12 protein-coding genes are annotated in these 11,699 nt (G+C 70.5%); 4 read left to right on the forward strand and 8 right to left on the reverse strand.

The window, feature by feature from the left end; translation table 11 throughout:
* Positions 1 to 3: 3 nt before the first annotated feature.
* Complete coding sequence (locus OIE53_RS08280; protein ID WP_327025992.1) at positions 4 to 1,056, reverse strand: zinc-binding alcohol dehydrogenase; 1,053 nt, start codon at positions 1,054 to 1,056, stop codon at positions 4 to 6.
* A 134-nt stretch (positions 1,057 to 1,190) separates the two neighbouring features.
* Between OIE53_RS08280 and OIE53_RS08285 the strand changes: the two genes are divergently transcribed.
* Positions 1,191 to 2,594, forward strand: a complete 1,404-nt coding sequence (locus OIE53_RS08285; protein ID WP_327025993.1) for a KamA family radical SAM protein — start codon at positions 1,191 to 1,193, stop codon at positions 2,592 to 2,594.
* Positions 2,595 to 2,657: 63 nt separating this feature from the next.
* Here the strand turns inward: OIE53_RS08285 and OIE53_RS08290 are convergent, their stop codons facing one another.
* Positions 2,658 to 2,843 (reverse strand): CsbD family protein, encoded by a 186-nt coding sequence (locus tag OIE53_RS08290; protein ID WP_327025994.1) that lies wholly within the window; start codon positions 2,841 to 2,843, stop codon positions 2,658 to 2,660.
* 154 nt (positions 2,844 to 2,997) lie between these two features.
* On the opposite strand from OIE53_RS08290, the gene OIE53_RS08295 reads away from it, so the two are divergent.
* Positions 2,998 to 3,606, forward strand: coding sequence for a histidine phosphatase family protein (locus OIE53_RS08295; protein ID WP_327025995.1), 609 nt, complete (start codon positions 2,998 to 3,000; stop codon positions 3,604 to 3,606).
* 68 nt (positions 3,607 to 3,674) lie between these two features.
* Here OIE53_RS08295 and OIE53_RS08300 read toward each other — a convergent pair whose 3' ends face one another.
* The 5 genes from OIE53_RS08300 to OIE53_RS08320 form a co-directional block, all read right to left on the reverse strand.
* The gene (locus OIE53_RS08300; protein ID WP_327025996.1) at positions 3,675 to 5,360 is read right to left on the reverse strand and encodes a CDP-glycerol glycerophosphotransferase family protein; all 1,686 of its coding nucleotides are present in this window, start codon (positions 5,358 to 5,360) and stop codon (positions 3,675 to 3,677) included.
* On the reverse strand, positions 5,357 to 6,811 hold the full coding sequence (locus OIE53_RS08305) for a polysaccharide pyruvyl transferase family protein (protein WP_327025997.1): 1,455 nt from the start codon (positions 6,809 to 6,811) through the stop codon (positions 5,357 to 5,359). Before OIE53_RS08305 ends, OIE53_RS08300 begins: the two co-directional genes overlap by 4 nt.
* A gap of 298 nt (positions 6,812 to 7,109) precedes the next feature.
* Positions 7,110 to 7,607, reverse strand: a complete 498-nt coding sequence (locus OIE53_RS08310; protein ID WP_327025998.1) for an Lrp/AsnC family transcriptional regulator — start codon at positions 7,605 to 7,607, stop codon at positions 7,110 to 7,112.
* 39 nt (positions 7,608 to 7,646) lie between these two features.
* Positions 7,647 to 8,789 carry an acyl-CoA dehydrogenase family protein gene (locus OIE53_RS08315; RefSeq protein ID WP_327025999.1) on the reverse strand — a complete coding sequence of 381 codons (1,143 nt, stop codon included), beginning with the start codon at positions 8,787 to 8,789 and terminating at the stop codon, positions 7,647 to 7,649.
* Positions 8,786 to 9,901 (reverse strand): M24 family metallopeptidase, encoded by a 1,116-nt coding sequence (locus tag OIE53_RS08320; RefSeq protein ID WP_327026000.1) that lies wholly within the window; start codon positions 9,899 to 9,901, stop codon positions 8,786 to 8,788. Before OIE53_RS08320 ends, OIE53_RS08315 begins: the two co-directional genes overlap by 4 nt.
* 177 nt (positions 9,902 to 10,078) lie before the next feature.
* Between OIE53_RS08320 and OIE53_RS08325 the strand changes: the two genes are divergently transcribed.
* Positions 10,079 to 10,291 carry a hypothetical protein gene (locus OIE53_RS08325; protein WP_327026001.1) on the forward strand — a complete coding sequence of 71 codons (213 nt, stop codon included), beginning with the start codon at positions 10,079 to 10,081 and terminating at the stop codon, positions 10,289 to 10,291.
* Between the two features lie 13 nt (positions 10,292 to 10,304).
* On the opposite strand, the gene OIE53_RS08330 is transcribed toward OIE53_RS08325, so the two are convergent.
* Positions 10,305 to 10,685 carry a VOC family protein gene (locus OIE53_RS08330; RefSeq protein WP_327026002.1) on the reverse strand — a complete coding sequence of 127 codons (381 nt, stop codon included), beginning with the start codon at positions 10,683 to 10,685 and terminating at the stop codon, positions 10,305 to 10,307.
* A 30-nt stretch (positions 10,686 to 10,715) separates the two neighbouring features.
* Here OIE53_RS08330 and OIE53_RS08335 point away from each other — a divergent pair, with 30 nt between their 5' ends.
* Complete coding sequence (locus OIE53_RS08335) at positions 10,716 to 11,672, forward strand: 5'-3' exonuclease (protein WP_327026003.1); 957 nt, start codon at positions 10,716 to 10,718, stop codon at positions 11,670 to 11,672.
* Positions 11,673 to 11,699 lie beyond the last annotated feature (27 nt).

Raw genomic sequence — 11,699 nt, forward strand, 5'->3', positions numbered from 1 at the left:
GCCTCAGTCTGCCGCCAGCCGCGCCTCGAACAGGCCCCGCACCCCCGGATCACTGCGCAACAACCCCAACGCCAACTCCGCGTGCCCCGGCACGTACCCGTTGCCGACCAGCATCGTCACGTCCGCCGCCAGCCCCTCGGCCCCCAACGCCGCCGCGGCGAAACTCGTCGCCATCGAGAAAAAGATCACTGTGCCGCCGTCCGCCGTGGCCAACACCGCCCCGTGCTCACACCCCGGCACATCCACACACACCACGGTCACATCAGCCGGCGCCCCCAGCGCGGTCGTCACCGCCGTGGACAACCCCACCGGATCCCGCGCGTCGGCCAACACCACCGCATCACACAACCCGGCCGCCACCAGGGCGTCCCGCTCCGCCACCACCGGCACCACCCCGACCGTACGACCCGCCCCCGCCTGCCGCGCCGCCGCCAGCGACAACGAGCCACTCTTGCCCGCACCACCGATCACCGCCACCGACACCGGCCGATCCCCCGACCGCTCGGCCACACACCGCGACACCACCCGCGCCGTCAACGCCGGCGCCCCACACACATCCAGCACCGCCAGCGACAACTGCGGATCCAGATCCTCCGGCAACACCGCCGCGATCGACCGGGCGAACAGAATCGCCCACCCCTCACACGGCACCTGCTCGCTGAGCCCGTCCCACCGGGCCAGACCGTCCGTGACCACCAGCGGCGTCAAGGTCAACGACACCAGGGTGGCGACCCGCTCCCCCGGCTTCAGACCCAACGGCGAACGCCGCCCGGCCTCCTCGACCGTGCCGATCAACATGCCACCCGACCCGGTCACCGGGTTCTGCATCTTGCCCCGGGTAGAGATGATCTCCAGCACCTCGGCGCGCACCGCAGCACCGTCACCGCCGTGCTTGTCGAACAGCTGACGGAAACTCGCCGCGTCCAGGTTCAGCCGCTCCACCCGGATCCGCACCTCGTTCGCCGCGATCTCCGCACGCGCATCCAGCCGCCAGGCCGCCTGCGGCAGCACCCCCGCCGGCTCCACGACGCGGTGCAGACCCACCGGTGACGTCACCCCGACCTCCCCTGCATGGCCGCCTGAACCCCCGGCTGGGAGTCGCGTGGCGGGAAAACTTACGGCAGACTAATTTCTTGACCGGATATTTTCCAGTACCCTTCGGGGTCATCGATCAACCACCAGGAGGGGCCGTGACCCAGACCCACCCGCCGGTGCAGCGCACCGCGCCACCCCAGCCGGCCCCCGTCGACACCCCCGGCCAGCCCTACGAATACCGCCGCACCCCCCTGGTCGAACCCGACTGGACCCGCTTCCCCGGCTGGCGCCACGTCACCCGCGACCAGTGGGAGAACGCCCAATGGCAGCGGGTCAACTGCGTCAAGAACGTCAAACAACTGCGCACCGTGCTCGGCGACACCGTCGACGAGAGCTTCTACGCCGACCTGGAAGCCGACCAACGCGCCCTGGCCACCATGTCCATGCTGGTGCCACCCCAGATGATCAACACCATGGTGCCCTTCGCGCCACCGACCACCGAAGCCCTGCTAGCCGACCCCATCCGGCGCTACATGATCCCGGTGGCCTCCGACCGACGCACCGACTGGCCCTCCCACCCCTACGCCAGCCGTGACTCCCTGCACGAACACGACATGTGGGTAGCCGAGGGCCTGACCCACCGCTACCCCACCAAGGTCCTCGCCGAACTCCTCGCCACCTGCCCCCAGTACTGCGGCCACTGCACCCGCATGGACCTGGTCGGCAACTCCACCCCCGCGGTCGACAAGCTCAAACTCAGCCTCAAACCCGTCGACCGGTACGACGCCCACATCAACTACCTGAAAACCCACCCCGGCGTACGCGACGTGGTCGTCTCCGGCGGAGACGTGGCAAACATCCCCTGGCGCAATCTCGAGTCCTACCTGATGCGCCTGCTGGAGATCGAAACCATCCGGGACATCCGACTCGCCACCAAGGCCCTCATGGGCCTGCCTCAGCACTGGCTCCAGCCCGACGTCGTCGAGGGCCTGGAACGGGTCGCCCGCACCGCCGCCCGCCGCGGCGTCAACCTGGCCATCCACACCCACGTCAACCACGCCCAGTCGCTGACCCCCCTGGTCGCCAAGGCCGCCCAGACCGCCCTGGACGTCGGGGTACGCGACGTCCGCAACCAGGGTGTGCTGATGCGCGGCGTCAACGCCACCAGCAAGGACCTGCTCGACCTGTGCTTCGCCCTGCAGGGGGAAGCCGGCATCCTGCCGTACTACTTCTATATGTGCGACATGATCCCCAACGCCGAACACTGGCGGGTCCCGGTCTGGCACGCCCAGCAGCTCCAGCACGACATCATGGGCTACCTGCCCGGGTACGCCACCCCCCGGATCGTCTGCGACGTGCCCTTCGTCGGCAAGCGCTGGGTGCACATGATCACCGAGTACGACCGCGAGCGCGGCATCTCCTACTGGACCAAGAACTACCGCACCTCGATCGAGTCCGCCGACCTGGCGGCCCTGAACAAGCGGTACGCCTACTACGACCCGATCGACACCCTGCCCGAGGCCGGCCAGCAGTGGTGGCTGACCCACCGCGACGAGTAGCAACCGACCACACGTACCGCCAGGGGCCCCCGGATTGATCCGGGGGCCCCTGGCGTCGGCGTCTCACCTGTTGAAGGCGTTCTTCGCCTTGCTCTTGGCGTCCTCGCCGGCCTGCCGGGCCCGGGCCTCAGCCTGCTTACCGGCCCCCTCGGCCCGCATCCGCTCGTTGTCGGCCATGTCGCCGATGCGCTCCTTGGCGGTGCCGCTCATCTCCTCGACCTTGCTCTTCGCCTTGTCGATGAAGCTCATCTCGCCTCCTCTGCTCGGCCGGGACGGGTGAACCCCGTTCTTGTCGGTGTCCCCGGGCACCGTCGGTGAAAACCCGGTGGTGGGGCGTACATCGCGTAGGGCGTCCTAGGACGCTAGGTAGTCGGGTGAAGGCGGCGGCTGGTTGACTGGGCCAATGGGACAGATCACGCTCATCCGGCACGGCGCCACCGCCTGGAGCACCGCCGGCCGACACACCTCGTACACCGATCTGGAGCTGACCCCGGACGGTGAGCGACAGGCTCGCTCCCTGGGCCCCGCCCTCGCCGAGGAGCGGTTCGTCGCCGTGCTGGCCAGTCCCCGACTGCGAGCGGTGCACACCGCCCGACTGGCCGACCTGGGCATCACCGACACCGACGAGGACCTGGCGGAATGGAACTACGGCGACCACGAGGGACGGACCACCGCCGACATCCACCAGGAACATCCCGGATGGAGCGTGTGGACCGACGGCTGCCCGGGCGGCGAATCCCCCGACGAGGTAGGCGAACGCGTCGACCGCCTGCTCGCCCGGGTGCACCCCCTCCTCGATCAGGGTGCAGTGGCCCTGATCGGACACGCCCACTCGCTGCGGGTGCTGGCCGCCCGGTGGATCGGGCTACCCCCCTCGGCCGGCGGACTGCTGCGGTTGGACACCGGCACCCTCAGCCTGCTCGGCCACGAACACGCCCGCCGGGTCGTCCTGCGCTGGAACCACCCGCCCACCCCACCGGCCGAGATACCCCCCACCACCGCCCGGCACTGACCCGGCAACGAGAACGGCTCCGGCCCCGGCGCTGTCACGCCGAAAGCCGGAGCCGGTCCCTGGCCCGATCAGAGGTAGCTGTTGGCCTCGTCGAGGAAGTGCTGGGCGTACCCCTCGGCGGGGATGTCCCCCAGGTAGTACTTCTTCAGGTCGTGGCGGGTGGCCGCCAGGGGGTCACTGCCGAGCAGGTCGTCGAGCACCAGGTCCAGACCGGACACCCGGCCGGTGTGGGCGTCGATCACGTACGCCGCCCGGGCCAGCGGGAAGGCGTCCGTGAACCGGTCGGCCGGCGCCGACACCGCGACCATGGCGAACGGCTTCTCCGAGTACAGGTAGTCCGCCACCACACTGGACACGTCCGACACCATCGCGTCCGAGGCGTTGAAACAGTCCACCACGGACATCTTCGACTCGGCCTGCGCGCCGAACAGATGCTTGCGGCCACTGGTCCGCGCGTCCTCGGCCAGCAGCGCCTTGATCCGCTCCGACTCCTGGGTCAGGGCCGCCGAGCGAATGGTGTACGGGTGCGGCCGGAACACGATGCTGCATCCCCGGGCGATCAGGGCCTTGACGATGTCGTAGCCCACCAGCAGGGAGGAGTAGTTCGAGTCGGCGTAGAAGCCGGCCCAGGTGGGGGCGTACAGCACCCGGGGCGCGGTCAGCGAGGCGATCGGGGCCGCGGCGATGGCGACATTCTCCACCTGCGGACGCCCGACGATGCGGAACATCTCCGCCGGCATGCTCACCCCGTTGGCCGCGAACCGGTCGATGGCGGCCTGACCGGCTACGAAGTTCCGGTCGTACATCCGGAAGACCGGGTTGTGGCTCGGCACCTTGTCGCTGTCACCGTGGTTGAGCTGGATGTGCGTCAGGTTGGTGTACCGCACGAGGTGGTTGTTCTTCGTCGCCGTGTTGACGTAGAAGGCCGCCCGCAGCGACGGCACGATCACGTCGTCGATCTGGGTCAGCCCGGCCCGCAGCACCACCGGCGCCGTGGTCAGCCGCACCACCTCGTTGAAGTTGGCCTCGGAACGCACCAGCACGAAGAACTTCTTGCCCAGGCGCTCCAGGTACGGCAGCCACATGCCGACCTGGTACGCGGTGCCGGCCGGTGCCTCCCAGTGCAGCAGGAAGGCCGGTTCGTAGGCGGTCAGCGCGGCGGTCAGCCTCGTCTCACTGGCGTGCCGGGCCCGTACCCGGGTCACCGCCTGCCAGCCGGTGAACGCGACCAGGGCCAGCGCGGCGGCCGACACCACCAGGGAGACGACCTCCAGGGTGCCGAGGAACCCGCAGCCCAGGGCCACCACCACGGCGGCGCCGTTGACCAGCACCGCCCGGCTGGTGTTGGGGCGCAGATTGGGCCGTAGGCCACTGCCGCGCAGATTGGCCGACACCGGGTAGACCGACCGGGAGGTGGCCGTCACCGCAGACTCGGCCAGCACAGCCAGAGCGGCCCCGCCGACCCCCAGGGCCAGGACGATGCCGGCCCCGGAGTGCACCACCCCGAGCAGGTAGGCGCAGGCCAACAGGAGCAGCCGGGTGATCATGGTCGAACCGGAGGCCGCCGAGCCGCCACTGACGGCGTTGCGCCAGGTGTAGCCGAGCAGACCGACCGCGATCAGGGCCGGGGGCAGGGCCCACAGCGGGGAGTCCGCCACCGCCGCCAACAGCAGAGCGACCACCGCCGCCACCTCGGCGGCCAGGGTGGGCAGTCGACCCGCCAACCACCCCCGCAAGCCGGACTTGGCGCTCACCGCCGGGCGCCCGTCGACGTGCCGTTCATCCGCAGCACCCGGCTGACCCGGCCACGCCAGGACGCCAGGAAGTTCTGCTGAACCTTGAGTTCCTTCTCCAACTGGGTTACCCGCTCCTCGAGTGACTTGTATCCGCGGGGCTCGCGGAAGGGGGGTTCGAAGTCATAGGCAGGCCGGGCCAGGTCACCCTCGTGGCCCTGCCGCAGCCACCGCAGGCGCGACATGATCTGACGGCGTCCGACCTCGTCCGAGGCCATCAGGGTGTGCACCGGGCCGGGGAACTTGGCGGCGGCCAGGGCCTTGTCGTAGTCGGGGTTCTCCTTGCCCGGCGCGAACACGTGCTCCAGGTCGTTGTGCTCCAGGAACCGCAGGTAGGTCTCGAAGGTCGGCACCTGGCGGGGCAGGAAGGCGTCGAAGTCGGCTTCCTCGTACAGCCGCTGGGCGTCGACGTCCGGCGGCAGGTCGGCGTAGAGGCGGTACGGGATGCCGTGGTACTCGGCCAGTTCGACCGTACGGGAGTCGTGGGCCAGCACCACCGCCGGCGTGCCGGCCAGTACGGCGGCGACATTGCCGTGGATGCGGGTGCCGAAGGCGAAGTGCTGCTCGGCCATGAACTCGACCCAGGTCGAGGCGTCCACGAAGAACCGCATCCGGTCGTTGACGTACAGCGGGTGCTCGGTGTGGATCGGCATCCGCTTGTTGCCGACCTTGGCCGGGTTCTCGCCCCAGAGCATGAGGGCCAGCCGGTGATGCTGCTGCGGCACGATGACGCTGTTCGGGTAGCGGTTGGTGTTCGCCTCGACCAGCCGGTCCACCCCCTTGACCTTGGGGGTGTACGAGATGGCCAGCGGGCTGTCGTAGCGCAGGTGCCCGACCTTGCGCACCAGGGGCCCCAGCGGCCCGTTGCCGAACATCGACGGGCAGCCGATCACCCGCACGTGCTCGTCCCCGAAGCCCAGGTACTTCAGCATCCGGGCGGTGTACTCGCCGCGTACCCCGATCGAGGCGGAGCGGTCCAGCACGGCCCGGGTGAACCGGGTGACGATTCGCTTGTACTCGTCGGGCAGGGAGTCGAACTCGGTGCCGTACGGCAGCTGGGCGCCGATGCCGACCACCGTGACCGGAATGGTGAGCTTCTCGATGACCTTGGCCAGCCGTTCCAGGTGCGGCAGGAAGGTGTCCCGGTAGGAGTTGGCCATCGGCAGCACGAACCGGTCGAACTCCTCGTTCGTCCGCTCGATGTACCGGCCCAGATGCACCGGACGCTCGTGCACGTACGAGTTGGCGACCAGTTCGGCGCCGGGCACGCTGAGGGCCCGGAAGACCGCGCTGTAGAAGAGCATGTTGCCGGAGTTGGAGCCGAACACCCCGAGCCGGGAGGTGGCCAGGCTCTGCTCGTGGGACAGCACCGTGGCCGGATGTTTGCCGGCGCGGACGAGGATGCGCGTCATGACCGGACCTCGGAATCCGACTGGCTGAACCTCGACCATAGCGGTCGGAACATCTCAATCCTCCCCTTGACGACACACCTGACGAGACCGTGCCGCGGCGCCGGCAGGCACGCCGCGGATCGGCTCGCGCCGCTCACGATCGGGTCGCACTTCCGCCGAATCAGGGATGGATCCTAGCTCCGCATCCCGTGAGTTCACTGAACCGGGGTCGGATGTTCTTGATCATCTCGTCCCATTTCACACAATCGCCTCGGCTGATCACCGCCGACCCCGGACCGCCCCCTCGCGAGCCCTCCGGCTAGGAACCGGAAGGCTCGGCGGGGACGCCCCGCGGCCTGGGTTGCTCGATCGGCTGGGCGGCCTTGGGCGGGCGGTGCTCGTACGGGGTGGAGAGCACCACTGTCGTCCTGGTCGTCACATTGGCCGAAGTCCTGATCTCCTGGAGCACCCGTTCCAGGTCCCCCGGCCCGGCCACCCGCACCAGCAGCAGGTAGAAGTCCTCACCGGCCACCGAGTAGCAGGAGTCGATCTCCGGCAGGTGGGCCAGCCGTTCCGGGGCGTCGTCCGGCTGCGAGGGATCGAAGGGCCGGATCGCCACGAAGGCGGTCAGCGGCAGGTCCAGGGCCTCGAAGGAGACCCGGGCCGCGTACCCCTTGATGACCCCGCGCTGCTCCAGCCGACGGACCCGCTGGTGCACGGCCGAGACCGACAGGCCGACCCGCTCCGCAAGGTCCGTGTACGACAGCCGACCGTCCGCGGTCAACGCCGCGACGATGGCCCGATCGATCTCCTCCACGGCGTGCAACCTACCCGGAATGCGCCCGATGTGCGACGTTCACCCCTTGGCCAGGGCCCGGGAGATCACCATCCGCTGAATCTGGTTGGTGCCCTCGACGATCTGCAACACCTTCGCCTCCCGGAAGTAACGCTCCACCGGGTGGTCGGCCACATAGCCGGCCCCGCCGAGCACCTGCACGGCCTCGGTGGTCACCCGCATCGCCACGTCGGAGGCGAACAGCTTCGCCTTGGCCGCCTCCACCGAGTACGGCCGGCCGGCGTCGCGCAGCCGGGCCGCGGCCAACATCAACGCCCGGGCGGCGGAGATCTGGGTGGCCAGGTCGGCCAGGATGAAGCCGAGGCCCTGGAAGTCGATGATCGCCCGCCCGAACTGCCGGCGCTCCCGGGCGTACTGCACCGCGTAGTCCAGCGCCGCCTGGGCCAGCCCCACCGCGCAGGCGGCGATGCCGAGCCGACCGGAGTCCAGCGCGGCCATGGCGATGGTGAAGCCCTTGCCCTCGCCGCCGATCAGCCGCTCGGCCGGCACCCGGGCCTCGTCGAAGACCAGTTGCGCCACCGGGGAGGAGCGCAGCCCCATGGTGCGTTCGGCGGCCTGCGGGGCGATGCCGGGGGTGCCCCGGTCGGCCAGCAGACAGGAGATGCCCTTCGGGCCGGGGCCGCCGGTGCGGCAGAAGATGTTGTAGAAGTCGGCCGTGTGGGCGTGGGTGATCCAGGCCTTGGTGCCGGTGACGACGTACTCCTCGCCGTCGCGGACCGCCCTGGTGGTCAGGGCCGCGGCGTCCGAACCCCCCTGGGGCTCGGAGAGGCAGTACGCGCCCAGCAGCTCCCCGCCGATCATGTCCGGCAGCAGCTCCCGCTGGGCCTCGGTGCCGAAGGCGGCGACCGGGTAGCAGGACAGGGTGTGCACGCTGACCGCCTCGGCGGCGGCCAGCCAGCGCCCGGCCAGGATCTCCAGCACCTGCAGGTACACCTCGTAGGGCTGGGCGGCACCCCCGTACTCCTCGGGGTAGGGCAGCCCCAGCAGGCCGGCCCGGCCCAGGGTGCGCAGGGTCTCCCGGGGGAACTCGGCGCGCTGCTCGTACTCGACCGCCTTGGGGGCGAGTTCCCGGTCGGCGAGTTCGGTGGCCAACTCCAGCAGGTCGTGGGCCTCGTCGGTGGGCAGGATCCGCTCGACGGTCATAGCTCGATCAGCTCCGTGGTGGTGGTGTTCAGTCGGCGTACGCCCTCGGGGGTGCAGACCACGATGTCCTCGATCCGGGCCCCGTGCCGCCCGGCCAGGTAGATCCCCGGTTCCACCGAGAAGGCCATCCCGGCGGCCAGCGGACGGTCGTTGCCGGCCACCAGGTAGGGCTCCTCGTGACCGTCCAGGCCGATGCCGTGGCCGGTGCGGTGCAGGAAGGCCTCGCCGTACCCGGCGGCGGTGATCGGCTCGCGGGCGGCCGTGTCGACCGCCTCGGCGCTCACCCCCGGCCGGACGGCCGCCACGGCGGCCTGCTGGGCGTCCCGCAGCACGGTGTAGTAGTCGACGAACTCCGCCGGTGGGCGGCCACCGGCCACGAAGGTGCGGGTGCAGTCGGAGCGGTAACCGGAGGGCATGGTGCCGCCGATGTCCACCACCACCGGCTCCCCCGCCCCGATCGGCCGGTCACTGGTGCCGTGGTGCGGGCTGGCCCCGTTCGGCCCGGCGGCGACGATGACGAAGTCGACCGTGACGTGCCCGGCGGCCCGGATCGCCGCGGCGATGTCCGCGGCCACCTCCACCTCGGTACGCCCCGGCCGCAGCCACTCGCCCATCCGCTCGTGCACCGAGTCGATGGCCGCACCGGCCTCGGCCAATGCGGCCACCTCCGCCGGTGACTTGACGATCCGCAACTCCCGCAGCACCTCGGAGGCCAGCCGCTGACGGGCACCGGGCAACGCGGCACGCAGGGCCAGGACCTGCTCGGCCCACATCCGGTCGGCCAGTCCCACCGCCTCGACCGACCCGCCCAGGGCCGCGGTCACCAGCGGGTACGGGTCGGTGCCGTCGGTGTGGTCGATGATGCGTACCCCGGTGGCCGGTGCCGGGGAGGCCTCGGCCGCCGGTCGTTCCAGAGTAGGCACGATCAGGGTCGGCTCACCCTCGGCGGGCAGCACCAGCAGGGTCAGCCGCTCGCCGGCGTGCGCGTCGTACCCGGTGAGGTAGCGCAGGTCGGAGCCGGGGCTGAGCAGCAGGGCGTCCAGGCCGGCGGTGGCGATGGCGCGCTGCGCGGCTACCAGCCGCTGCGGCGGGTACAGTTCGTCGATTCCCACCCGGACAGCTTAACGGTCGTTTGGGGGCGGACCGGTGGACGGTCACGCTGCGGGGGTTCCGCCCGACCGGTCAGGAATCGAGAAGCACTTCACGCTGCGACGCAGCAAGCTGACCTTCAGGACATCCCGCTCGGCGTCACCCGCCGGCCGGGCAGCTCGTCTCCGCTGGAGGTCGCCATGCGCTGGAACACCATAGTCCGACAGACCCATCGATGGATCTCGGTCACCTTCGTGGTGACCGTCATCGCCGCCTTCGTCGCCGCCACCCGGGCCGAACCCGTCGAGTGGGTCTTCTACCTGCCGCTGCTCCCCCTGGCCATACTCCTGCTCACCGGGTTGTACCTGTTCGTGCTGCCGTACGCCGTCCGACGGCGACGCGCCACGAGCTGACCCGGATGTCGACTCAGGACATCAACCACAGACAGAAGGGATGACCGTCCGGGTCCAGGCAGACCCGGACGTCGTCCTGCGGCTGATAGTCGGCCAGGGTCGCCCCGCAGGCCAGGGCATGGTCCAGGGCGGCGTCCAGATCCTCCACGCCGATCTCCAGGTGCATCGACATCTGCTGCCGACCCGGCTCGGCCGGCCAGGTGGGGCGCACGTACGCCCGTTCCCGCTGGAAGGACAGCCCCACCCCGCCCTCGGGGGCACGCAGGATGACGTCGTCGGCCTGCTCGACACCGATCTCCCAGCCCAGCAGCCGCAGGTAGAAGCGGGCCAGCGCGGCCGGGTCGGGACTGTCCAGGTTGACCGTGGTCAGGGTCAACCGGGTGGGTAAGGGCATCAGTCCTCCTGGTCGTGCCGCAAGCGCGGAATGTCGGTGGGGTGTGCCAGGCTATCGGACGTGGCACCGCAGACCCCGATCATGCTCATCGACGCCCCCAGTCTCTACTTCCGCGCCTACTTCGGCATTCCGGAGTCCGCCGCGAAGACCGCGGAGGGCCAGCCGGTCAACGCGGTACGCGGTTTCCTGGACATGCTCGCCCAGCTGGTGCGGACCCGCCGGCCGGGGCGGATGGTGTGCGCGATGGACCACGACTGGCGACCGGACTGGCGGGTCGCCCTGCTGCCGTCGTACAAGGCGCACCGGGTGGCCCCCGAGGGCGGTGAGGTCGTGCCGGACACCCTGACCCCCCAGGTGCCGATGATCCTCGACGTGCTGGAGGCGGTGGGGATCACCGTGGTCGGGGCGGCCGGTTACGAGGCCGACGACGTGCTCGGCACCCTCTCGGTCACCCAACCCGGGCCGGTGGAGGTGGTCTCCGGCGACCGTGACCTGTTCCAGTTGATCGACGACGCCCGCGGGGTGCGGCTGCTCTACATCGGCCGAGGGGTAGCCAAACTGGAGGACTGCGACGACGACGCCGTGCGGACCCGGTACGGGGTGCCGGCCGACCGGTACGCCGAGTTCGCCGCCCTGCGCGGGGACCCCAGCGACGGGCTGCCCGGGGTGGCCGGGGTCGGGGAGAAGACCGCCGCCCGGCTGATCGACCGCTACGGCGACATCGCCGGCATCCTGGCCGCCCTGGACGACCCGGCCTCCGGCTTCGCACCCGGGCTGCGGACCAAGCTGGCCGCCGCCCGGGACTACCTGGCGGTGGCCCCGAAGGTGGTCCGGGTGGCCCTGGACGTGCCGCTGCCGCCGCTGCCCACCGAGTTGCCGACCGCCCCCGCCGACCCGGAGCGGCTCCTCGACCTGGCCCAGCGGTGGAACCTGGCCGGCTCCACCCGCCGCCTGGTCGACGCTTTGGCCGCCCGAGACACCGAGTAGTCACCCTTCCCTCGTCGGCAGTGCACG

This window comes from Micromonospora sp. NBC_01739 (assembly GCF_035920385.1).
GTDB lineage: Bacteria > Actinomycetota > Actinomycetes > Mycobacteriales > Micromonosporaceae > Micromonospora.

Excerpts from the sequence above, each read along its gene's own strand:
- OIE53_RS08290 (WP_327025994.1), bottom strand. The coding sequence starts at position 2,843 with ATGAGCTTCATCGACAAGGCGAAGAGCAAGGTCGAGGAGATGAGCGGC.
- OIE53_RS08295 (WP_327025995.1), top strand. The coding sequence starts at position 2,998 with ATGGGACAGATCACGCTCATCCGGCACGGCGCCACCGCCTGGAGCACC.
- OIE53_RS08305 (WP_327025997.1), bottom strand. The coding sequence starts at position 6,811 with ATGACGCGCATCCTCGTCCGCGCCGGCAAACATCCGGCCACGGTGCTG.
- OIE53_RS08315 (WP_327025999.1), bottom strand. The coding sequence starts at position 8,789 with ATGACCGTCGAGCGGATCCTGCCCACCGACGAGGCCCACGACCTGCTG.
- OIE53_RS08325 (WP_327026001.1), top strand. The coding sequence starts at position 10,079 with ATGCGCTGGAACACCATAGTCCGACAGACCCATCGATGGATCTCGGTC.
- OIE53_RS08330 (WP_327026002.1), bottom strand. The coding sequence starts at position 10,685 with ATGCCCTTACCCACCCGGTTGACCCTGACCACGGTCAACCTGGACAGT.
- OIE53_RS08335 (WP_327026003.1), top strand. The coding sequence starts at position 10,716 with ATGTCGGTGGGGTGTGCCAGGCTATCGGACGTGGCACCGCAGACCCCG.